Origin of the sequence: Fibrobacter sp. UWB16 (genome assembly GCF_900215325.1) — a bacterium.
In the GTDB taxonomy this organism is placed as follows: Bacteria; Fibrobacterota; Fibrobacteria; order Fibrobacterales; family Fibrobacteraceae; genus Fibrobacter.
In genome coordinates this window covers 120,140-143,889 of the sequence record NZ_OCMS01000004.1, presented here as the reverse complement: position 1 = coordinate 143,889, position 23,750 = coordinate 120,140, and the positions used below count along the sequence as shown (strand labels likewise).

The 23,750-nt window shown below is 49.8% G+C and carries 19 protein-coding genes; 14 read left to right on the top strand and 5 right to left on the bottom strand.

Annotation, left to right across the window (positions count from 1 at the left end; genetic code table 11):
• Positions 1-121: 121 nt before the first annotated feature.
• The 4 genes from hpf to CRN95_RS12760 all read left to right on the top strand — a co-directional run bounded on the left by hpf (position 122) and on the right by CRN95_RS12760 (position 2,985).
• Positions 122-439 (top strand): ribosome hibernation-promoting factor, HPF/YfiA family, encoded by a 318-nt coding sequence (gene hpf, locus CRN95_RS12775; protein WP_014545957.1) that lies wholly within the window; start codon positions 122-124, stop codon positions 437-439.
• Positions 439-1,467, top strand: coding sequence for an HPr(Ser) kinase/phosphatase (gene hprK / locus CRN95_RS12770; protein ID WP_073424744.1), 1,029 nt, complete (start codon positions 439-441; stop codon positions 1,465-1,467). The genes hpf and hprK overlap by 1 nt, the downstream gene beginning before the upstream one ends.
• On the top strand, positions 1,460-2,377 hold the full coding sequence (locus tag CRN95_RS12765) for an MlaD family protein (RefSeq protein ID WP_097021142.1): 918 nt from the start codon (positions 1,460-1,462) through the stop codon (positions 2,375-2,377). Before hprK ends, CRN95_RS12765 begins: the two co-directional genes overlap by 8 nt.
• A gap of 134 nt (positions 2,378-2,511) precedes the next feature.
• Complete coding sequence (locus tag CRN95_RS12760) at positions 2,512-2,985, top strand: TraR/DksA C4-type zinc finger protein (protein WP_088630112.1); 474 nt, start codon at positions 2,512-2,514, stop codon at positions 2,983-2,985.
• Between the two features lie 136 nt (positions 2,986-3,121).
• On the opposite strand, the gene CRN95_RS12755 is transcribed toward CRN95_RS12760, so the two are convergent.
• The 3 genes from CRN95_RS12755 to CRN95_RS12745 form a co-directional block, all read right to left on the bottom strand.
• Entirely contained in the window at positions 3,122-4,165 is a 1,044-nt protein-coding gene (locus CRN95_RS12755; RefSeq protein ID WP_088630201.1) for a serine hydrolase, read from the bottom strand.
• Between the two features lie 299 nt (positions 4,166-4,464).
• Positions 4,465-4,779 (bottom strand): hypothetical protein, encoded by a 315-nt coding sequence (locus CRN95_RS12750; RefSeq protein WP_014545952.1) that lies wholly within the window; start codon positions 4,777-4,779, stop codon positions 4,465-4,467.
• A 45-nt stretch (positions 4,780-4,824) separates the two neighbouring features.
• Positions 4,825-5,724, bottom strand: a complete 900-nt coding sequence (locus CRN95_RS12745) for a glycosyl transferase family 2 (protein ID WP_088630113.1) — start codon at positions 5,722-5,724, stop codon at positions 4,825-4,827.
• 246 nt (positions 5,725-5,970) lie between these two features.
• On the opposite strand from CRN95_RS12745, the gene uvrC reads away from it, so the two are divergent.
• From uvrC to CRN95_RS12710, 7 genes are all read left to right on the top strand, one after another.
• Positions 5,971-7,845, top strand: a complete 1,875-nt coding sequence (gene uvrC / locus CRN95_RS12740) for an excinuclease ABC subunit UvrC (RefSeq protein ID WP_088630114.1) — start codon at positions 5,971-5,973, stop codon at positions 7,843-7,845.
• Positions 7,846-7,905: 60 nt separating this feature from the next.
• Positions 7,906-8,358, top strand: a complete 453-nt coding sequence (locus tag CRN95_RS12735; RefSeq protein ID WP_088630115.1) for a hypothetical protein — start codon at positions 7,906-7,908, stop codon at positions 8,356-8,358.
• A gap of 408 nt (positions 8,359-8,766) precedes the next feature.
• The gene (locus CRN95_RS12730; RefSeq protein ID WP_097021141.1) at positions 8,767-10,584 is read left to right on the top strand and encodes an ABC transporter substrate-binding protein; all 1,818 of its coding nucleotides are present in this window, start codon (positions 8,767-8,769) and stop codon (positions 10,582-10,584) included.
• A gap of 35 nt (positions 10,585-10,619) precedes the next feature.
• Positions 10,620-12,011 (top strand): ABC transporter permease, encoded by a 1,392-nt coding sequence (locus tag CRN95_RS12725; RefSeq protein ID WP_235003038.1) that lies wholly within the window; start codon positions 10,620-10,622, stop codon positions 12,009-12,011.
• 2 nt (positions 12,012-12,013) lie between these two features.
• Positions 12,014-12,859 carry an ABC transporter permease gene (locus CRN95_RS12720; RefSeq protein WP_073424752.1) on the top strand — a complete coding sequence of 282 codons (846 nt, stop codon included), beginning with the start codon at positions 12,014-12,016 and terminating at the stop codon, positions 12,857-12,859.
• Between the two features lie 10 nt (positions 12,860-12,869).
• A complete protein-coding gene (locus tag CRN95_RS12715; protein ID WP_097021140.1) occupies positions 12,870-13,868 on the top strand; it encodes an ABC transporter ATP-binding protein in 999 nt (332 codons plus the stop codon).
• Complete coding sequence (locus CRN95_RS12710; protein WP_014545945.1) at positions 13,858-14,667, top strand: ABC transporter ATP-binding protein; 810 nt, start codon at positions 13,858-13,860, stop codon at positions 14,665-14,667. The genes CRN95_RS12715 and CRN95_RS12710 overlap by 11 nt, the downstream gene beginning before the upstream one ends.
• Positions 14,668-14,808: 141 nt before the next feature.
• Here CRN95_RS12710 and CRN95_RS12705 read toward each other — a convergent pair whose 3' ends face one another.
• Complete coding sequence (locus CRN95_RS12705; protein WP_097021139.1) at positions 14,809-16,437, bottom strand: FISUMP domain-containing protein; 1,629 nt, start codon at positions 16,435-16,437, stop codon at positions 14,809-14,811.
• Between the two features lie 79 nt (positions 16,438-16,516).
• Between CRN95_RS12705 and CRN95_RS12700 the strand changes: the two genes are divergently transcribed.
• Positions 16,517-18,253, top strand: coding sequence for a DUF4832 domain-containing protein (locus CRN95_RS12700; protein ID WP_097021138.1), 1,737 nt, complete (start codon positions 16,517-16,519; stop codon positions 18,251-18,253).
• Between the two features lie 135 nt (positions 18,254-18,388).
• Here CRN95_RS12700 and CRN95_RS12695 read toward each other — a convergent pair whose 3' ends face one another.
• Entirely contained in the window at positions 18,389-20,632 is a 2,244-nt protein-coding gene (locus CRN95_RS12695; protein ID WP_097021137.1) for a cellulase family glycosylhydrolase, read from the bottom strand.
• Positions 20,633-21,061: 429 nt separating this feature from the next.
• Between CRN95_RS12695 and CRN95_RS12690 the strand changes: the two genes are divergently transcribed.
• Entirely contained in the window at positions 21,062-22,015 is a 954-nt protein-coding gene (locus CRN95_RS12690) for a T9SS type A sorting domain-containing protein (RefSeq protein ID WP_088630121.1), read from the top strand.
• Positions 22,016-22,206: 191 nt separating this feature from the next.
• Positions 22,207-23,697 carry a glycosyl hydrolase family 8 gene (locus tag CRN95_RS12685; protein WP_145993996.1) on the top strand — a complete coding sequence of 497 codons (1,491 nt, stop codon included), beginning with the start codon at positions 22,207-22,209 and terminating at the stop codon, positions 23,695-23,697.
• Positions 23,698-23,750 lie beyond the last annotated feature (53 nt).

The following is a 23,750-nucleotide window of genomic DNA, read 5'->3' as shown; positions in this document are numbered from 1 at the left end:
AAATCCAATTTAGTTGTGGACTTTTGAAATAAAAAGATGTATATACTTTAATTGCGGAACGGAAGTTCCAAAGAGTTTTTGAACGTAAATATATCTTAACATTAACATACGGAGGTTTATCATGGATATTCAGTTTTCTGCTCGTCATTTTAACGCATCGGCAGGTCTTCAGGACCGTATTCAGGAAGAAATGGATAAGTTGGCCAAATTTTACCCGAATATCACTAGCGCCTCTGTAATTCTCGACCACGAAGTTGAACACCAGCGTCATTGCGAAATTTCTGTCAACATCACAGGTTCCGTCATTGTCGCTTCTGCCGACGAAGAAAACATGGGCAAGGCAGTTGACGTAACGCTTGAACGTATCAAGGTCCAGCTCAAGAAGGCCAACGACAAGCAGAACGATCACAGATCTCAGCCGGTTTCTGAACTCACGTAATGGCTGATAGATTAAATGACATCAAGATCCTGCACCGGGAACGCTACCCGGTGCGGGACTTTTTTATCCGCTACGGCAAAGATTTGCAGATGGTGCAACATTGCCCCGATGAGGACATGAACTCCTGCATCGAAGAAAGCGGAATTCACCGCCCTGGCCTTGCCATGGCTGGTTATACCAAAGTTTATAGTTCGCAGCAGATTCAGGTGATTGGCCATACGGAATGGAATTACCTGGAATCGGTTGGACCAGAAGCGCGAACGAAGATCTTTGAAAATTTGTCTGTATTCCGTGCGCCGATGTGGGTCGTGACGCATGCGCAGACTCCGCATGATGAACTCAAGGCAATGTGCAACCGCTTGCATATTCCGCTGTTCTCGACAACGCTTCACACGTTTGAATTTTTCAAGATGGGCCAGAGAATTCTCGATGAATTCTTTGCTCCGCATGCCGTGATTCACGGAAGCCTCGTGGACGTCTATGGCGTGGGCATGCTCTACGTGGGCGATAGTAACGTCGGTAAGTCCGAATGTGTACTTGACCTTGTCGAAAGCGGGCACCGCATGGTGGCAGATGATGTTGTTCACATTAGCCATGTCGGAAACTCCATTATTGGACGCCCGGATCCGCTGATCCGTCATCACATGGAAATTCGCGGTGTGGGCATTTTGGACATTCGTTCGATGTTCGGTATTCATGCCATTCGTAAAGTCAAGAAAATCGAAATGATTGTCGAACTCCAGCAGTGGCGTCAAGATGTTTCGTACGAACGCACCGGCCTCAACGAAATGGAAGAGAACGTCATGGGCGTGAATATCCCGAAAGTGGTATTGCCTGTGGCACCCGGCAAGAACATGACCGTGATTTCTGAAGTGATTGCCATGAATGTCCTCATGAAAATGAGCGGGCAAAACGTGGCTCGGGACTTCAATGAGTCCTTGATGCAGAAGATTAAGGCGAAGGCGAAGGGTGAATATACGGATGATTTGCTAGATTTTAATCCGCAGAACTGGTCTTTCTATGAATAGTTTGCTGTTTAAAATCAAGAAAAATTTTGTAGCAAGTCTTATTTTTCTCGTTATCGTGGTCTCGTGTGGGCTGGCGGCTTATTATTTCCATCCGTCTAGCCCGTACCACAAGCGTTATACGTTTGTCGTAAAATACGAAACGATCGGTACACTTTCTCCGGGGAACCTTGTGCGCGTCCGTGGCATTGCTATGGGCGAGATTGTCGATGTAAAGCTTACGGACGAAGCCGTTTATGTTTCTGCTCGCGTGCTTGCCGATGCGAAGATTCCTGTGAACTCTGAATTCCGCCTCGTGACTGCAGGCCTCATGGGCGAGCGCGAAATGAGCATCATCACCGGTAACTCTAGCAAGTTTGTGGCCGATGGCGATACTGTCAGCGGTCTTTACGACGAGGGTACTTCCGGGATTTCGAAAAACTTGACCGCCATGTTCAAGGATATTGGCGATATCAAGCAGATGGTTACTGGATTTGCAGATTCGTTGACGGTGGGCGAGACGGGTCAGCGTATGGACCGTGTCGGCAAGAAAGCCAAGAAACTCATTCGCGTGACGAAAGCCGATATCCGCAAGTGGAAATCCATGGTGGATGAACTGCTCGACGGTTACCGCGAAGCGGGTGAAAAACTGGAACGTTCGTTGCAGGAACTTTCGGACCGTGGTGGCGAAACGGCTGCAAAAGCGAACGAAACTATGGACCGAGTGCGTGCACTGATGGACCGTATTGATGCTTCGAAGGCAGCTGCGCTTGATGTTGTCTCCAAGTTTGATGAAAGCGATGGAACTGTCAAGATGTTCCGCGACGAGTCCTCGAAATTGAATAAGAACTTGGATTTATTGCAAAAAGACTTTGACGCCATGCTCAGCGGTGTCAAAAAAGACGGCCTCAAGCTCAACGTAGATATATTCTAGCCGGACAACTCCTTTTTTACCGATTTATCAACATTTTTTTTTGAAAAATAATATTTTAATTGTTCTTTTTTGTAAAAAAAAGATAATTTAAAGCGGTGCTTATCACAGTGTAACTCACAAAGAAGGAGTTTAATATGGCTGAGAAGAAACCCGTAAAGATGAGCGATGCTGATCTTAAGTTCTTTGAAGATATGCTTTTGGAGAAGAGACGCGAGCTTGTGACCGCCCAGAGCGATTCCGAAAAGGCTAACGTGTTCTTGGACCAGAAGAATCAGTCCGGTGACGGTGGCGATTCCGAAGGTGCAGATTCTGCAACGGATATCAACTCGCTCGAAACCAACCTTTCATTGGCTGCCCGCGAAGGCAAGTACCTCGTTTATTTGGAAGAAGCTCTTAAGCGCATCAAGAATGGAACTTTTGGCGTTTGCAAGATTTGTGGACAGCTGATTCCGAAGGCGAGACTTATGGCCGTACCGACTGCTACCAAGTGCGTGAACTGCAAGGAAGAAACCAAGAAAAAGGAGATCCTTGACAACCGCATGGAAATGGCCAAGATGTTTGCTGAAGCTCAGCGCAAGGAAATGCTCCGCAAGGCTTCCGGCCGCTAATAAACTTGTCATTCCCGCCGGAGCCTGTGCTGAGCGCAGTCGAAGTAAGCGGGAATCCCCCTTTGAACGAAAACGACCCGCATCGCGGGCCGTTTTTGCATTCTTGTCAAGCCCGCCACCGAGCGGGCTTCTCCTTTTATCCAGAAATCGCGCCGAAGAACGCGTCCGCAAGCGTGGCGCGGAATGCGTGAATTCTGTCGGCGTTTGGTTCGCGATGTGGATAGGTGAAGTTGCTGAGGAGAATGATGGCGCCTCCCTTGTCCGGGTCGGCGACGATGCTTGCACCCGTAAATCCCGTCTTGCCGAATGCTTGCGGAGAGACCTTTGTGCCCATAAACTTGCTCGCGTTCAGCTCCCAGCCGAGGGCTGTTTCTGCTCCGACGCTATCGGCGAGGGCGTTGTGGCTTACGATGTCCAAGATTCCGGCAGGGGCGATTTGCTTGTCCTCGAACTTGCCGTCCATCAGAATCATCTTCACGAACTTCAGAAGGTCGGGGACGCAACTGAACATGCCGGCACTCCCGACGGGGAAAAGCTTTTGCAGAACCCAGGCGCTTTCGTCGTGGACTTCGCCCTGGATTTCTCGATGGCGAAATTCGCAAAGCTCGGTTGCGGCAATTTCTGATTTCGGAACGCGCGTGAGTGGGTTGTAGCCCGAGCGTGTCATGCCGAGCGGCGTAAAGAATCGCTCGTTACCTTGTTCCTGTAAGTTCTTGCCTGTAAGTCTCTGCAACAAAATGCCGAGCAGCACGCTTGCGGGGTTCCCGTAATTAAAGATGGTTCCCGGAGCGGCAGAAAACTGGTACGTGTAAAGGGCGTTCAGGATTCCTTCGGGCGAGAGCGTTCGCAATGTCTTCATCGGTACGCGGTAATCGAGGCTGTGCGTGAGCAAGTGCGAAACGTAGATCTCGTCGCGGTAGTTTGTCTTGAGTTCCGGGATAAAGTCGATGACTTTGGCATCAATGGAGAGCTTGCCTTCGAGAATGTACGAGAGTGCAAGTGTCGAGGTGGGGCAGACCTTCGTGAGCGATGCGATGTCGAAAACGGTGTCTTCGGGGGTGTTGAGCGTAACGGTGTGGCTTGAGCCGTCTGGGAGCAAATAGCCAACGACGGCCTTGTCAAAAATATCTTCAGATTCTGCTTTTTCTAAAAGTTCGGATAGTTTTTCGGAGATCTCCATTTTCGCCCCGGCAAATTTTGCCACAATAAAAAAAGGGCATCTCCTACGGTACGAACACTCGAAACTACTATTTTACAATGATAGCAGCGCCTCGGGGATTTGTTTTTCGCGTCGATGCGCGCCTAAACTGAACCACAAGAGCAACGAGCTGATTTATTCCTGTTAGATCGGGTGTAAAATCCGTGGGATGCCCACGTATAATATATGTTTCTTGAGGGCTAAAAACAAGGGAAAAACACAAAAAAATCTCGGCAAAAATACCGAGATTTCGTATGTGTATTAAATGTATCCGGATTGGCTTAAACTTGGTTGTCGGCTTTAGGGAGGCCCTCGTCCAACTGGAGCGAAAGTTCCCTAAGGTCCTTATCCATCAAGTCGTGGTATGTTTTGGCCTTGCGCAATTGCTTGCGCAGCTCGACAATCTCGGAAGTGAGCTCCACAGCCAGTAGGCACAGCTGCTTCTTCAGTTCCAGTTTAAATTTCGAGGAATTATCGAGACGACTTTCGATGAAATCGACGATTTCCTTCAAGTCCGTATCGGGCAAGTCTGTGCGGATGTGGATGCGTTCTTGAGCGACGTTAATGCTGACTGATCTAAGTGTCTCGTTTGCCATATTATTTCATTCCTACGCCGAATGGATCGTTATCCAACAACCACCTTAGCCGAAAAAACCGGGTTGCGAGCCTCCATTGCTCGCGAACAGGTCAGGGTTTTCATCTTGCGGTTTGTTTTCTGCCTGTTCAGCAGGTGCTTGTTCTGCTGCCGGCTCGTTGTTGATGTTGATTTCGGTACCGAGTTCGTTTTCGATCGTAGAAAGGAGCTGCTGGAACTTGCTCTGGGCTTCGGAAATTTCGTTGCCCTGGTTCTGGACCTGGTTGTTCAGATTGTCGATGATGTCGTTCTTTTCGGCGACCTGACCGTTGAGGCAATCAATGATGTTGTTCTTTTCGTCCATCTGGCCGTTAAGAGAATCGATGATGCCGTTCTTTTCGGCGATCTGGCCGTTGAGGGAATCAATGATGTTGTTCTTTTCGGCGACTTGGCCGTTGAGGGAATCGATGATGCCGTTCTTTTCGGCAACTTGGCCGTTAAGGGCGTCGATAATACCGTTCTTTTCGTTGATCTGGCCGTTCAAGGAATCGATAATGCCATTCTTTTCGTTAACTTGTCCGTTCAAAGAATTGATGGCGTTGTCCTTTTCAGCGACCTGACCGTTGAGAGTGTCGATGATGCCATTCTTTTCGGCGACCTGGCCGTTAAGGGCGTCAATGATACCATTCTTTTCATTGATTTGGGCGTTCAAGTTGTCGATAATGCCATTCTTTTCGTTGATGGCTTCGTCCTGTGCGGCTGCCTGGTTGGCTCTTGCATTGAGGGCGGCTTCGTAGTCGGCGATCTTTGCGTTGGCAGAGTCCAATAGGTTTTTCTGGTCTTCAGCCTGGGCGTCTTTGCTTTCGAGAAGCTGTTTGAGTTTGGCGTTTTCTTCACGCAGGGCGCGTACTGTTCCGAGGACGCTTTCAACCTTCTGCGACAACAAGTTCATGTTTTCGAAATTCATTATTTCTCCATATTTGGCGGGGTGCGAAACTTACTATGTAAGATATATAAAATTTTCTTGTAACTAGAGTATGATAAAATGTAAAATGACCTTTGTATTGTAGATTTTTTTTGCTTTGCCGTCTCCTGACTTTTATGCTGTCATCCCCGATTTATTCGGGGATCTCCATTTCATAATTGATAAAAAGGAATTGCTTGTTTTTATTGGGGCGCGACAATATAAAAAATTAAATAGATTTGAATTTACATGATTCCAGTAAGTGAACACATTGAGCGACGACTGGCGGAACTCCCTCTGCTACCTGGGGTGTACATCATGAAGAATGCCCAGGGGAAGATTATATATATAGGGAAGGCGAAGGTCCTGAAGAACCGCGTGTCGAGCTACTTTGACGGCAGCGACCATGCTGGCCACCGTGCGGCGACGCTCATGCTCCCGTATATCCGCGACATCGAGTGGATTATCACGGAGAGCGAAACCGAAGCGCTCATCCTGGAAGCAAACCTCATCCGAAAGCATACGCCTAAGTACAACGTATTGCTCAAGGACGATAAGCATTTTCCGTATCTCGCGTTCTCTGTGAATGAACCTTTCCCGAGGCTGTTTCTGAGCCGTTCGGTCAAGAAGGATGGCTGCCTATATTACGGGCCTTATATGAGTTCGCGCATGATTCGCCAGCTGCAGGATATTGCGGCGAGACTGTTCCAGATTCGCGAATGCAAACTGAAGTTGCCACTCAATCGGCCGGTGCGACCTTGCCTCAATTACCACATCGGGCGTTGTGGCGCACCGTGTGCAGGGCTTGTGACGCGTGAAGAATACCAGAAGAAAGTTGCGCAGACGCAGATGCTTTTGGGCGGCAAGCGCGATGACCTGATTGATCTTTGGGAACGCGAAATGCTCGAGGCGAGCGAACGCATGGATTTTGAGACGGCGGCGAAAAAGCGTGATGCGATTCAGGCGCTCAAGGCGACGAGTGCGCACCAGAAAACGGACGTTTCCGATGCGAGCCTCTGCGTGGACGTGCTTTCGCTCAAGCGTAACGGCACGATGGCTGCCGCCGTGATTTTCGAGTACCGCAACGGTGTGCTTTGCGGGCGCCGCCACTATCGCCTAGAATGCAAGCTCGAAGATGATGAGACGGAAATTTTCCGCCAGATGGTGGTGCAATGGTACATGGACGTGGAATTTATTCCGGGTGAAATTGCAACGGATGTGCCACTCCCGACGGACATGGCGGAGCGAGAATCTATTGAACAGGCGCTTGCGTCCAAGACAACGCACAAGGTTGTGCTCACGAATCCGCAGCGCGGTGAAAAACTCGGATTCTTGAAACTCGCCTCGGCGAATGCCGACATGATTCTCGTGGAAATGCGCGCCGAAGTGCAGAAGTACAGCGAAATCGACAGCAGCGTTTTTGAATTGCAAAAAGTTCTTGGCTTAAAGAAGACGCCGTTCCGCATCGAGTGCGTGGATATTTCGCATTTGTCCGGTACGAATACGGTTGCAAGCCTTGTGGCGTTCAAGAACGGGCGACCCGACAAGAGCAATTACCGCAAGTTTATCATCAAGACGGTGACGGGGATCGATGACTTTGCAAGCATGCGCGAAGTGATGACCCGCCGCATCCGCCGTCTAGAAGAAGAAGGAATTCCGATGCCCGACTTGTGGGTGTGCGATGGCGGTAAAGGCCAAGTTGATGCTACGATGCAGATTTTAAAGGAGCTTGGTCACGATAAGGACTTGCCGCTGATCGGGCTTGCAAAGCGCCTTGAAGAAATCGTGTTCCCCGATGACCGCAAAAGCATCGTGCTGCACCGCACGAGTCCCGCGCTAAAGCTTTTGCAGAATGCTCGCGACGAGGCGCACCGATTTGCCATTACGTACCAGCGCAGCAAACGCAAAAAAGATCTCGAAGTCGAATGGCTCAAGATGCCGGGCGTCGGTCACGAAACCCGCATCAAGATTCTGAGCAAGTACAAGAGCGCCGAAGCGTTTATGGACGCCCCGCTCGAAGACATCGTCGATTTGCTTGGAAAAGTCCGCGGCACAAAGCTCCGTGAACAAGTCGCTGAATACTGCGCCGCCGGCGATACCGCTGAAGATGGCAATTTGACTTAATTAACTTGATTATTTAAATTTATGATGTTTTTGAAAATTGGATAATATTAGAGGTGAATCATGAAATTAGGGCTTCTGTTTTGTGCATTTATGATAATGGCTGGTTGTGCGTTGAATCATAATGTGTCGCAGCCTCAAAATACAGAACCTCCAAAAAAATATATTGAAGATGCTCCACGTGATAGACAATTAGTTTTAAGTGGAAAAGTTATTTCTGAAAGTGAATTAGGTGGGGTTGAACGGTGGTATGCTATAGACAAGTATGGTGGCTCAAGTAAAGTTCGTTTTCAGGTAGGCTATTTTAGAGATGAGCCTAATATTGGATTTGTGTTATATGAGGGAGGAACTCGAGGCGAATTAGCAATTTGTTATAGAGCTGGATTAAATTTAAGATGGGATTGGGGAAATTATTCCATTGTTATTAAATCAGATGGAACTGGCTTGTATTATGATTTTTCGTCAAAAACGACAGATGTTCCACCTAGAGAAACTTTTAAGGTTAATAAATTCTAGTATCATTTTATAGAATTGTGATAAGTGGCCACAAATGATGTATAAACATTGTTTGTGGCTTTTTATTAGTGGATAAAGCGCGAAGAATAGTTAAAGAACGATAAGTGTTTTTTGTTGTGAGAATAAGAGCGTCGGCCAAGGATGGGGAGGGTGCAGGGAGGGGCCCGTGCGGCCTTCGCAACTCTGAGCTGGGGCCCCGCCCGCATGATGTTTTTATAAGGGATTAAAGGGCGTTAGCCCTTGTTAAGTAAACATTTATAAATGTAAAAATTTCTTAATCCGATTTGAGAAATCATCAAGGCTTTTTTATTTCTTTCGAAAATAATTTTGAATTGGAATAATCTATATTAGATTTGAATTTTCAATTAAAAGGGGCCCCTGCAAAGGCCCTATTCTAAGAGGACTCAAATGATTGGATTGAAATCGATTGCTAGAACGGCCTTGGTGCTTTCGGCAACTGGCGCACTTTTTGGGTGCGGTAGCTCATCGCAAGACGAGCTTGCCAGCGGTTCCTTGCCGCGTCAGGAAACGCTCTATTTGTCTGGGCAGCAGAATGATGCTCCTGGTACGTTCAACCCCCTTGCAGAAAGCTGGATGACTACCTGGCCTGTGAGTGGTCGTTTCAACTTGATGTACGAACCGCTTCTCACCTACAACTCCTTGACGGGTGAAATTGAATCCCTCCTCGGCTCGCTCGTGAGCAAGAACAATGACTCTATCGTCGTTGACTTGAATCCGGCTGCAAAGTGGAGCGATGGTGAAAAGGTCACTTCTCGTGACGTGAAGTTCATCTACACGATGGGTTCCATCAACACTAGCGAACAGATTTCCGCAATCCATGTTGATACCGTTAAATCCGAACCGGCAGGTGAGGTGGAACGAGTTGCTTTCCTTATCAACAAGAAGCAGCGCAACAACCCGCTTTCTGTGATGGACTTGTTGCAGGCCATCCGTATTGTCCCGGCTCACGTGTTTGAACCGCTTATCGAAAAGCTCGGCTCCAAGGACGAAGTCAAGAAGCTTCCGATGGACCAGAACCCGGTCGTTTCCGGCCCGTACGCTCTCCGCAGCGCCGACCCGAACAAGATTATTCTTGAACGTCGCGACGACTACTGGGGCAACGCCGCTCTCCATAATGGTCAGCTCCCTGCTCCGAAGTATATCGTTCACCCGATTTACAAGAACAACGAACACAACACCATCGCTATGCGTAGCGGCAACCTCGACGCATCCCAGAGCTACATCCCGCGTATCAACCGCAAGGCTGGCGCTGGCGTACACACATGGCTCAACGAACCGCCTTACTTCTTGCCGGGCGCAATGCCGATGCTCATCATCAACACGATGAAGGAACCGCTTAACGACAAGCGCTTCCGCCGTGCTCTTGCAACCGCTATTGACTACATGGCTCTCCGCAAGTTCGCTGTGTCCGATTACACGGACCAGATCAAGCCGGGCCTCATCATGCCGACTAACCTCGAAGGCAAGTACATCAGCGACGAAGACCTCGCTAAGTATGGTGTCAAGCTCACCATCACGGACGAAAAGGAACGCGTCGAAACGGTGAAGCAAATGCTTTCTGAAGCTGGCTACAAGTCTGTCTGGAATGACGACGGTACGCTCGACCACATGGAAAATGCCAAGGGCGAAAAGATCCCGACGATGTACATCACGAGCCCGAACGGCTGGACCGACTGGGAAGCTATGGTGACCATCGCTGTCGAAGGTATGCGCAAGGCTGGTATCGATATTCGTGAAGGCTTCGTGGATGGCGGTTCTTACTGGCCGGCCATGGGTCTCGGTAACTTCGACCTCATCATGCACAAGCCTGTTGCTGACGTGACTCCGTCTCTTCCGTGGAGCCGCTTCAACGAAATCATGGCAAGCCGCGATTGGCAGCCGCTTGGCGCCTGGGCTGGCGTGAACATCGGTCGTTACAACCAGCCGGGTACCGAAGGTTTCCGTCCGGAAGTCGACAAGCTCCTCAATGCTATTCCGCTCATGAAGAATGCTGATTCTATCGCAACTGCTTACCGCGAACTCAACAAGATCTTCATGGAAGACCAGCCGTCCATTCCGCTGGTTTACTTGCCGGAACAGTTCTATGAATTCAGCGACCGCGTCTGGACGAACTGGCCGACTGCTGAAAACCCGTACGCTCCTGCTCAGCTTCCGTGGGTGGCCTCGGGTACCAAGACCCTTTGGAATTTGAAGCTTGCTAAATAAAGGATAAAGGACTACCAATGCTTAAACAATATCCTATGCTACGTTATGTCCTGCAGAAGGCGTTCTGGTACTTGTTGACCTTCGTCTGCGCAGTGGCACTCAACTTCGCGTTGCCGCGTCTCGGCGACAACAACCCGGTTGACATCATCATGGGTCAAGCCGGTAAGGGCCTTTCTCCGACTGAAGCTCAGAAGAAAAAGGCTGAACTCCTTGTTTCCTTCGGTATGGCCGAATTGGACAAGAACGGCAACGTCATTTACGAACCTGAAACTGATGCTAACGGCAACGTTATCATGCAGAAGGTTCCGAAGCTCGACGAAAACGGCCAGCCGGTCGTGAACGTCGTGAAGGTCGTTGACGAAGCCGGCAATCCGGTGATGGTCGAACGCCAGAAGCTCGACGAAGCTGGTAACCCGGTCTTTGTTGAAAAGGCTCCTGCCGACCACAAGGGCAAGAAGGGCAAGAAAGCCAAGAAGGCTAAGAAGGTCAAGGCCAAGAAGGGCAAGGCTGCTAAGGCTGTCGCTGCAGTCGAAAAGGTCCCTGTCATGGAAACTGTTCAGGCCGAACGCATCGATACCGTCATGGTCGATCAGCCGGTCATGAAGACCGACCCGAAGCTCTCTTCCGCTGTTTCTCAGTTCTTTAGCTATATCGGCAAGGTGTTCCACGGTGACCTCGGTCTTTCTTACCAGAACAATGAACCGGTGACGAACGTTATCAAGAAGTCCCTCCCGTGGACGCTCGCTATCCAGGCTCCGACGATTCTTCTCGGCTGGATCGTGGGTAACCTTCTCGGTGCTTTCGCTGCTTACAAGCGCGGCATTTTTGACAAGGTATTCTTCCCGTGCGCCATGTTCCTCAACGGTGTGCCGTTCTTCGTGTTCGGTATGCTCCTCGTGGCATTCTTCTCCATCACGCTCGGCTGGTTCCCGGCTATGGGCGCTTACAGCCCGGATATTCCGGAACTCACGTTCAGCTGGTCCTGCTTCAAGAGCGTCAGCTGGTACTACGTGCTCCCGTTCTTCTCTGTGTTCCCGATTCTTCTCTCTGGCCAGGCAACGGGTATGCGTTCCATGTCCATTTACGAACTCGGTACAGACTACATGAAGTATGCTAAGTGGCTCGGCCTCCGCGAAGGCAAGATTATTAGCTATGTGTTCCGCAACGCTATGCTCCCGCAGCTCACTGGTCTTGCCCAGAGCCTCGGTGCCATGGTGGGTGGCGCTCTCATTACCGAAATGATCTTCTCTTATCCGGGTCTCGGTATGGCAATGCTCAATGCCATTCAGAAGAACGACTACGCAACGATCCAGGGTTGCACCTTGATGATTTCTACTTGCGTTCTCGTTGCAAACTTTGCAGTTGACGTTTTGATCGCTGTCTTTGACCCGCGTGTCAAGGCCGGTCTCCAGATGGGAGGTAAGTAATCATGGGTAAGCTTTTAAGAAACCTTCTCAAGTCCCCGATGTTCGTGATAGGCGTGTCCATCTTTGTGCTCACGCTCCTCATCGCCATCTTTGGACCTCTTTTCTACAACGTAGACACTCACGCTCGTGACATCGTCGCTGGCCCGTATGCAGGTTCTAGCTCTGCTCACTGGCTCGGTACCGACCACCTTGGCCGTGACTACGTGTCCCTCTTGATCGCTGGCCTTCGCAGCTCTCTCTATGTGGGCTTCGTTGCAGGTATCATTGCTACGACTATCGGTGTGCTTATCGGTCTGTTCGGCGGTTTCCGCGGTGGCTGGGTTGATGAAGTATTGAACATGCTCACCAACATCTTCATCGTTATCCCGCAGTTCGTGATTCTCGTTCTTATCAGCTCCGCTGTTAAGGATGGCCGTTCCCTCACCTTGATTGGTCTCATCATCGGTCTTACCGCTTGGAGCTGGTCTGCCCGTGCCGTTCGTGCCCAGGCATCATCTCTCCGTAGCCGCGACCACATCGCCCTTGCACGCCTCAACGGTGCATCGACTTTGACGATTGTGATCAAGCATGTGCTTCCGTACTTGCTCTCGTACGTGTTCATGGTGTTCATCATGCAGGTGTCTTCCGGTATTCTTTCCGAAGCTTCCATCTCCATGATCGGTCTTGGCCCTGTCGATTCCACCAGCCTCGGCATCATCTTGAACCAGGCTAAGGATAACGGTGCTCTTTCCGACTCCATCTGGATTGCATTCATCCCGGCAACGATCGTCGTTACCCTCACGGTGTTTGCTCTCTACCTGATCAACACTTCCATGGAAGGCGTCTTCAACCCGCGCCTGCGCAAGTAAGAGGTAAAAAATGTCTGAAAATGTTTTTGAAGTTGACCACTTGGGTCTTTATTACCTCGGCCGTTTTGGAGACAAGACTCACGCTGTAACAGACGTGTCCTTCTCCATGAAGCAGGGGGAAATTCTCGGTATCGCCGGTGAATCTGGTTGCGGTAAGTCTACGCTCGTTTCTGGTCTCATGGGCATGTGCATCCCGCCGCTTTACCCGGAAACGGGTGACGTTCGCGTCAAGAACGGCGACAAGATGGAATCCCTCATGAACCGCTCCATCGAAGATGTTCGTGCGAATGTCCTCGCTCAGCAGGTTTCCATGATTCCGCAGGGCGCATTCAACGCTCTGAACCCGGTCCGTAAGATCAAGGATATCGCAGCCGACGTGCTCAAGGCTCATGCCAGACCGGGCGAAAAGCAGGACGCTAAGCAGATCTACGATCGCGTCTATGCTCACTTCGACCGTATCGGCATGGACACCAAGCGCGTGCTCAATTCCTTCCCGATCAACCTCACTGCAGGTGAACGCCAGCGTTGCGTGATTGCAATCTCTACGATTCTTCTCCCGAAGATGGTGATTGCTGACGAACCGACTTCTGCTTTGGACGTTTCCACGCAGAAGGAAGTGATCAAGATGATCTTCGACTTGCTCGACAAGGGCATCTTCCAATCGATGATCTTCATTACCCACGAGCTTCCGCTCCTCTACCACGTGGCAGATAACATCGCCATCATGTACGCAGGTGAAATCGTGGAAAAGGGTACTGCAGAACAGGTCGTCAAGGACCCGCGTCATCCGTATACGCAGGCTTTGATGGGCGCTATGCTCAGTACCGAGGCAAGCCAGCGTGGCCGTCATCCGGTGGCTATCGAAGGTGCTCCTCCTAGCCTCAAGAACAAGATTGTGGGCTGCCGCTTCGCTCCGCGTTGCAGCAAGGCATGCCCGGACTGCAAGAAGAATACCCAGAATCTCCGCATTGTCGGCGATCGTGACGTGAGGTGCGATTATGCAAAGTGATAAGCCCATTGTTTTTTCTGCCAAGCGCATCAGCAAGGATTTCGGTGCCGGCAAGAGCTTGAAGACTGCTGTTAAGGATGTTTCCTTTGACATCTACGACGAAGAATTCATCTCCATCGTGGGTGGTTCTGGTTGCGGTAAGTCCGTGCTAGCTAAGATCATGCTCGGTCTTTACCAGCCGACTCGCGGTCAGTTCCTCTATCGCGACAAGCCGATCAAGAACCTGAAGGACCACTGGAACGAAGTCCAGTCCGTTTTCCAGGACCCGTTTGGCTGCTTTAACCAGTTCTTCACAATCCGTAGCCAGCTCGAAGACGCTCTCAACATCCTCAAGGACAAGCCGTCCAAGGAAGAAGTCCGTCGCCGCGTTGACGAAGGTCTCAAGGCCGTTAACGTCGCTCCGGCAGATATCGAAGGCAAGTATCCGTTCGAACTCTCCGGTGGTCAGATGCAGCGTATGCTTCTCGCCCGTATCTTCGCGCTCCGTCCGAAGGTCCTTATCGCTGACGAAGCTACCTCCATGGTGGACGCCTGCGTTCGTGCAAACATCCTCGATTACCTCCGCAAGTTGAAAGACGAGCTGAAGATGACCGTGGTGTTCGTGACCCACGATATCGGTCTTGCAAACTACGTTTCTGACCGTATCTTCATCATGCACGACGGTAAGATCGTGAACCAGGGTACTCCTGCTGAAGTGCTCGACAACACGAACGAACCGCATACGCTCCGCTTGCTCGATGACATTCCGGAAGTCCACAAGACTGAATGGATCAAGAACAGCCATCGTTCTAAGAAGTAATGCAAATGTCACCCCGGACGCCGTTCCGGGGGCGCCTTTTGTGCAATTCGAAAAGCCGCAGCAACCGCTGCGGTTTTTCTTTTATATAAAAAAGCCTGACGTTTTTTACGTCAGGCTTTCCTGTGAATTAGCAATATCTGTTTAGTCTACGATGCAGCGGATTGCCCCGTAATCGACGTCATTGCGAGCCGGACCGGGATAATATTCATCGATTCCATTACCGGACCAGCGGTAATAATGGTAGTGGTCAAAGTCAGAACCGATGTTTCGGGTTAGTCTGTTGATGTTGATCCATGTTTGACTCTTGGAGTCGTAAGCGCCATTTTCGAGCATTCCAAGACCGCTTGCGTTGTTCAGCTTTTTGAAGTCGTCGTAGAAATCATCGTTTTCGAAGTAGTCGGTATAAGCCGTGAACAGCTCATTGAACTTGTATTTTTCCCACAGCAATCTGTATTCCGTTGAAAGTGGCAGATGCGTTCCCTTGGGGCACAGACCCTGCTTTTTGTTGAAGTCGATGGTGTCTCCGTTCAGGGCTTGTACTACCGTGTACATTCTTCCGTAAATGTCGCAGTATTTTTCGTCATTGGCGGGGCAGACAGAGCCTTCGCTGGCGTAGTTCAGGTTTTCTGCAAACCAGACGACTCCATCGATATCGATGGTCTTGTAGTATTGCCCGTCTCTTTCGTCCTGGATCGTTCCATACGTTTTTTCTGGATTGAGCAGGAACCACGAATATTTAAAGACTTTTCCGCTTGATTTTTCGTAGAGCGTATTGTCCTTGCATTCGTACTTTGTGCCGTCATAGGTGCGGCCGCGGCAGATATCGTAGGCAATGCCGTCCTGGCAGAACTGCTTTGTGTTGTCAATCGTTTTCCCGCCGCAATCTTCGATATTGCTCAGGCATCGGATCGAAAGCTTGGTGCTTGGATCTGCGTTGGCAAAGCAGGCGAGCTTTGAAGGGTCGTTTACTTTGCTGTTGCAGAAATATCCCGAGTTGTTTGTTTTCTTGTTAGATGACGGGTGGGGATTGAGTTTTAGAAAGTCTCCCGTTTTGTAATCTCTGGAATTTCTTGTGGAACTCCAAAAGTTTTCGTCGGTGCCCGTGCCGTCTCCGGTAAGGACTGGCTTTGCGTTAAACCCGTAGTCGTCTGTTCCATTCCAGTTTCCCTGTTCGTCGTTGGGCCAGCCGGTTGTGCTTTTTAGCTTTTGAGCGGCGACTTCGGCACCGCCAACAAAATTGACAAGTGCATTAAGTTCCTTGAGCGAGGGAAGGTGGAACCCTTCCGGGCATACATCCAGTGCGTTTTCGAAGGTGTAAAGGCTGGAATCTCCGTAGCTCAAGTCTTCGGCCATCCATGTCTGGGGTCCGATTTTGGCGAGCTTGTATGTTTTGCCATCGCGGGAATCGGTAAATGAACCGCTAGGCGCCTTGATGCTTTCGCTCGAAGAGTATTCTGGAATTTGGGACGAGGAAGATTCTGTGGCGCTGCTAGATTGCGGCAGGGAATCGCTTGATGAAGATTCTGAAACTTGCTTTTGTGATGATGAGGATTTTGGGGAGTTACTTTTTTCCGAAGAAGAAGAGGACTCCTTTGTTTTTCCTTTTTCAGAAGAGGATGATACTTCCGGATTTACAATTTCATCAGAGCTGGATGAAATATTGGCAAAAATTTCATCGTTTGCGGATGTGGAATCACTACAGGCGGTAAATGCTAAAGAAAATAGCGCCGAGGCTGTTAGGCTGGCGGCTGCCTTTGTGAAATTGTTCATATATTATCTCCTTTGGAGAGATAAAGTAGAAATTTTTAGTTTATTGAACCATAATCGATGAATATTATATATTAATTCTATGGCATTACTTTCTACTCATTTTGGCATCTTGAGGGGAACCGTATTGGCGACCCTGTCGCTTGCGTTTTTGCCGTCGTCGGTTTTGGCAGCGGGTCTTGTGAAGCAAAATATTGATACGACCGATGCCATGCGTACACTCGCTAATTACGATCGCGGATTCTACACGCCGCAGGTGTTGCATATAAAGCCCTCGGGTTCTAAGCCGATTGAAAAACCATATAGCAAGCTTTTGCACTTGCGCGCCGAGATTTCGGAATTCAGTAGCCGGGCTTGGCTCGGGATCGATACGACGGGCGGCAAGAAGGATACGACTTGGGGCAAGAGCCAAGACCTCACGGAAGATGCCTTGAATGTGCTACAACAGACGTTTGACAATATCCGCGCGAACAAGGGTTTTGTAATTGTGCGCATCTGTTATGATCCGTGGTACAATGGCCGCAGCAATGTGACGCCGGAACACAAGTGGGTGCTCAAGCATGTGGAACAGCTCGCGCCTGTGCTTTCGAAAAATACCGATGTGATTGTTGCGCTCGAAATGGGCATGCACGGCGCCTATGGCGAAATGCATTCCGATACAAGCATCACTTATGACCGCGTTGCCGAAGCGACGAACCTGATGCTACGCAATACGCCTCCCGAGCTCAAAATTTTAACGCGTACAGGGAACTATTCGGCAAAGGTGCTTGGCTTTGATAACTGGGGCGTGGATTTCCATATCGACGGTGAAAAATTTGCGGAGATAGCAAAGGCCAAAGGCGATACCATGTACCGCGTGGGAATGTTCAACGATGGCTACTTGGGGACGCAATACGATTACGGCACCTGGGGTGCAGACTGTAAAACGTCCATTTGCCGCGAAGAAGGCGTTGCCTGGCTCGAAAAGTACGGCATCAACACGCCATACGGCGGCGAGGCGCTTTCCACAGCGAACGGCTACCAAGTCATCAATACGCCGGAGTTTTTGGCGTACGAAGGTTTCCGCACGCATACGAGCTATCTGAACATTCAATGGAACAACAACCTGATCGATAGCTGGAAGAAGTCGCATTTTAATGGGAAAGATTTTGAATATGACGGCACAAAAATTGACTCGCTTACAGGTTTCAAGTACATCAACGACCATCTGGGTTATCGTTTTGTGCTGCGTGAATCGTGGATTACGGATAAGGTCGGTGCCGATGGCGTTTTCAAGGCTAAGCTGCGCATCCAGAATGTGGGCTTCGGCAACCTGACGCGCAAGATGAAGGTTTCGCTATATGTTAACGGCTATCGTCAAGAGGGTATGCTGGATACTTTGGCCGTTATTACTTATGATGTTCCGCTTTCTGATTCTGTTGATTTTATGAAAGTGTATAGCCGCAAAATCGAAATAAAGGGGGCCGATACAGTGATGACTTTTGATGGGAATAATGAAATTGAATTTGAAGTGAACGTGCCAATTTTTAAGGAATGGAGAGGATGGCCCTTAGATATTTTCTTGCGTGTTTGTAGTGAAACTAATTCTAGCGATTGTATCCATTTTGCAAATGATTCGCTACGTGCAGGAGCTATATATGGAGGAATACGAATCGGAAGTTTTGTTGTAGATGATAGGGAACAGGCTATTGACCCGCGCTTTTCGCGAACAGGTGATGCTGAAAAACAAAATACGCCCTTTGTGCAACGTATCCGCAATAACATCGTTATTCACAATGGTGATAAACGATACCGCTTGAACGGTGCGGGAATCCAGTAATGTAGACCGTAACTTTCCGGACTTGTTTCTTGCGTCGTTCTGGGTATGCGGAGCGTACGAAGAATCCGAAGCATTGTAAAAAGAAAGACCGCAGCGGATTGCTGCGGTCTTTTAAACTTTCAAGAATCTAAGCGATTACTTGTTCATCCAGCGGATGGAAGCCTTCTGGCTGCCCTGGCGAACGACGAGCGTGTAGGAGCCGTTTGCGAGACCCTTGAGGTCGATGGCGTGGCTGCCTGCGCTGTAGACATCGGACATCTGCTTCACGCTTGCGCCAAGTGCATCGTAGATGTCAATCTTGACGAGGCCCGTGTTCTTGGTCGTGAACTGGAGTGTCGAACCCTTCATGCTAGCCTGGAGACTGTTCGTAATCTTCTTGACCGGCTTGATGGAAATCGGTTCAGACGGATTGACGTAGTCGTTGTATTCCTTCAGGTTCACTGCAGAAGCGCTGTCGCCGATGATGAACGTGACCGTTCTAGTAGCGGCTGCGTAGAAGTCTGTTTCCGGAACGTTGGCGGTAACAGCAATGACTGCATTTTGAGTGCCGGCGACATAGCCTTCACCCTGGCGGGTCAAGTACGGGGAGGTCGGCTGTCCATTGTAGGTGTAGGTAATCGGGGTCTTTATAGAAAGCGTTGTTGAGGCAAGGCCTGTTGTAGAGGTTGCGCCAAATGCAAGCTTCTGGTTCTTGAATCTGCTGTCGAAGCGCTGTTCACCCTTTCTGTATTCGATTTCAAATGTATCCTGCATGGCGCGGAAGCCGGTAACTGCAGCTGCGGTAGCCACGACCTTTGCTTTTCCGAAACCCTGGAAGTGCAACATCCAAACTTGCTGGTTCTTCTGGGCGTTAGAGCAGTTGGTGTTCTTGCAGGTGCTCTTGCTAACGGTAACGATGGACGGGTCGAGAGAGGTAAGTGTGAACTTGGAACCTTCGTTCGTCTTGTCTTCCATCGTGAGGAGGTAGTCTTTGTTGCCGTCATCATCGAAGTCAAGCGTTCTGCCGGACGTTGTTCCGATCATGCAAGTACCGGAATATGTGCAGTAGAGGTTTTCGAGGTTCGTGATGCTCTGACCTGCAACCTGGGAGATGGTCACGACAGACTGAGAACCGTCGTTGCCAGTCAAGATGGCGTAACCGTAATCGTTGATGACGATGTCGCTGCCAGAAACGGTGACGACCTTTTCGTTGCTAGAGGTGTAAGTACAGCCGGACTTGAGTGCGCCGGAAATCTTACCTTCGGTCTGCTTTGCTGTGACGGCCTTGAATGCGCAGCTGCCGCTCTTGCCCTTGACGAGGGAGTCAGCCCAGGAACGTGCGTTCTTGGTGAGGTAGCTCTTGATGATGTTACCCGAGGAAGTGTAAGTTGCGGCGTCGAGAGCTGCTGCAGTGATGAGGGACTTGTTGCCTGCGAAGATAGCGGACTTTTCGCTCTTCTGGTCGACGTCACTGGTCTGCTGACGCAAGCTCCAGTTGCAGTTCGGGATCATGTTCTGGTCCATAAACTGGGTCCATTCGTTTGTTGCGCTGGAGTTCGGTTCGCCGTCACCGTCGGCATTGGTGGTTCCCCATTCAGAGATGAATACCGGATAACCTGCGCTGAGTGCGCTCGTGACGTGTCCACCGAAGCTGCCCTTGGAATGGGTGGCTGCGTAGAAGTGCAAAACGTATGCGATGTTCGTCGAAGAGATCGGGCTCTGTGCGCCCTGTTCCGGATGCTGAGACCAGTTCGGCGTACCGACGATAATCAAGTTCTGGGTGTTGGCACGGATTGCCGGGACAACCTGGTTGGCGTAGGTCTTGATGGCATCCCAGCTTCCGCCACTACCGCTGACCGGTTCGTTGTAAATTTCATAAATGATGTTCGGCACATCCTTGTACTTTGTGGAGATGTACTGGAAGAATGTAGCTGCCAAGGATGTTTCCAAGTGGGCTCTGTGGCTGTGCCAGTCGATAATGATGTAAACGTCGTTTTCGATTGCAGCCTGGACCATGCGGTCAATCGTAGAAAGCTGACCTTCTGGAGACTTTGCGTAGGAAACCTGGTCGTCCAATTTGTTCTTGGTGCCGCCATTGGAATCGTAATATTCAATACCCATGGCATAGCGGAACATGTCAATTTTGAGATTGTCTACAGCCCATGAAATGACGGCCGGGTTGTAATAGGACAAACCTGTTGCATCGGACCAGAAAAGGCTTACACCGCGAAGCATGACCTGTTGGTTGTTCTTTGCGCCAATGATTTTACTGCCGCTGGTGTGGAGGGCTCCGTAATAGGATACCGGCCCGACTTTCTTGGGGGTTGCTGTCGATGCATCAGCATAGGCGGATATAGCCGCGCCTGCCAAGATGCCTGTCAGTAGCTTTGTCAATTTCATGAGTGTTTTCCTTTTGTTTTGACAAAAATTATCTTAATAAATTCAAGATAGTAAACATTTTACGCTAATTTTTTGTTTACCAATGAACACAAGGCAGTTTGCTTTGCCTCCATTGTACACCTTTACCCCGATTTTTCACCCAATATATAATGTAGCTTTCTGAACGCAGGAATGAAATAGTTGCTTCGTAATAAAAAAGTTGCGTAAAAATTCATGTGATAAAAGACACAGAAAAGAATCTGTTTAAAGTTTGTTTGTGACCTTATCGCCCGCCAACCCGCCATTTTGCTCGTAAAAACCGGACTTTACTCTATTATGTAAATTTTTTTTTCAAAGGCTCGTAGGTATGGCATTTTTGGAGAAAAAAAAATATATTGTTGTCCAAATCGCCCTTATTGGGCAACAACAGTTAAAAAAAGAGAGAGAATTATGAATAAGAAACTCACTTTGGCTACAGCCCTCCTCGCTGGCTCTGCAGCTTTCGCTGGCCTCGATGACGGTGTCTTCGATACATGGCTTGGCTCTGCTGGCGAACCGCAGGTCATGACTGGTCTTGATAACGGTTCTCAGACTGCTGGTTACTGGTTCAGCTACGCCGACGGTGGTGATGGTGGTAAGTCTCGCGTTGAATGGAAGGTTCCTCCTGGAAACGACTACTCCGCTGACGCTCTTGACCCGGTCGTTCTCGCTTGCGGTGGTGTTTGCGGTACTGCTATCCTCGATAAGGGTACTTTGACCTATCAGCCGTTCGTCGGTATCGGCTTTAACGTTGTTGGCGAAGGCGCTAACGGCGATCCGGAACCGGGTGACGCTACTGCTTGGGGCGGCGTTTGCATTACTTATTCTTCTGCTGCTGCTCCGACTCTCGAACTTGGCCTCGGTAGCTTCGACGCTGAAATCGGTTACGCTAACCCGGCTGCAAACCTTAACAAGTCCGCTGCTGGTACTTCTAAGGTTCTCGCATGGACTGACTTTAAGCAGCCGTCTTGGTACAAGGGTGCCACGAAGGTTTCTGGCGCTGAAGCTGCTAAGAAGCTCGTTGCTGTGAAGTTCAAGATCCAGAACGCTACTGGTAACTATGACTTCAACATCTGCGCTATCGGTCCGAACGCTGGCACCTGCCCGGCTACCTGCGACGCTGTTCCGGGTATCAAGTCTGTCCGCGCAGCTTCCTCTGTTAAGGCAATCCTCTCTGGCCGTACTCTCAGCTTCTCTGGCGTCAAGTCTGCCGCTACTGCTGAAGTTCTCAACCTCCAGGGTCAGGTTGTTGCAACTGGTGACGCTTCTCGCGCACTCAGCCTCGCTAACCTCGACGCAGGCGTCTACATGGTTCGCGTTGCTGGCAAGTCCGTCAACTTCTCCAACAAGATCGTGTTGAAGTAATTTCGGATTTCAACGAAACTTTAGAGAAGGGTCGCGCAAGCGGCCCTTTTCTTGTATGAATACCATTCGTGTTTGTGCTCACAGGTAAACTTGATTTTTTCTTTCAAGTTTTCCCGAATAGCTATATTTATATATATTACTTTGGCATTTACCAAGCCCGTATTTTGGGGCAATCTTTTAAAGAGGCTTTTATGATCTTCAAGAAAATCCTGTTGCCTGCTTTTGTAGGCTCGGCCTTTTTCCTGGGCGCCTGCGGTGGCGACGACACTCCGGTTTCTCCGGAGAATAATCCGGCAACAAGCTCTGCAGCACAGCCGTTCCCGCTGAGCAGTTCTTCTGTGATTCCGCTGCCGATGAGCTCTTCTGTGACTCCTCTTCCGGTAAGTAGCTCTGCTGTCCCTGTGCCGACAAGTTCTGCTCCGGCAAGCTCTGCATCCCCAACTCCGACTCCTTCGAATTATGCTGCTCTTGCCTCTACGGCAAATGCCAACTACGCTGTGAACCACTATGCCTTGTGGAAGAGCTTTCACTTCACGACCGAAGAAGCGGAAATGGCTGTTTATCCGTCGCTTGCAGGTGAATTCAGTATTGTGTTTACGCCGTCCTATGTACCGGCCGGTCGTGTGATCTGGTCGAATCAGAGCGGTTATTACAAGAATTTCTGCACTGTGGAGGATGCTACCGTTATGACCATGAAATTCCGCGCTTGCACGGTGTCGGAAGGTATTGGCTACGGCATGCTCCTTGCTTACTTCAATAACGATGATGATGCGTTTGTCCGCTTGTGGAACTACACAAGGGCTATGAGAGAAAATCATAACAGAAAGCTCATGCCGTGGATTACGCCGTCGTTCGACTGGAGTCCTGTGGACAATTCCAGTGCAACGGATGCCGATGAAGATATTGCAACGGCTTTGATTCTTATGTACTATAGAACCGGTATCCAGGTGTACTTGCAGGACGCATTGACGTTTATAAACGCTATTTGGGATACTGAAGTCAATCCGACGACAAAGCTTCTTTACTCGGGCGATGAAGACTTTTGGAAGGGCGATAAACCGGTTTACAACTTGAGCTACTTCTCTCCGGTGGCACTCCGTCTCTTTGCCGCTGTAGACACACAGCACGACTGGAAGAGCGTGTTGGATGCCATGTACGCTTATATGCAGCTTGTGCAGTCCAAGGGTACCGGCGTGTTCCCGGACTGGAGCGATGCTACGGCAACGGCTGCAAATCCGCCTAACGGAGCTGCTGGTACGAATGCCAATACCTACACCTGGTATACGTTCAACAAGGAATCTGTTCGTATCCCGTGGCGAATTGCTTGGGATTACTTCTGGTACCAGGATACGCGTGCAGCTGCAATCTTGAAGCAGTTGAACGACTTTATCAAGGATAAGGCCAAAAATGACCCGAACGACATGGCTTTGGCCGTCAACTACTCATGGGATCTTTCTTTGGGCAAGGACTATACCAAGAACACGGTTGTGTCGAGCCAGTGGTACGCTGCATGGTGCGCTACGGGTATCGCAGGCAATACTGCATGGTTTAATACTTGCACGACCGGCTTGAATACAAGAGTGCCTTCGAACAATGGCGGCAGTTACTTTGCCGACATCTTGCTTACAATGTATTCTGGCTTGCTGAACGGCTTGTTCTTGCGCCCTGCTGCAATGCCGTAATAAATATCTGATAAATTGCTATGACTCCCGGAATCCTCCGGGAGTTTTTTGTT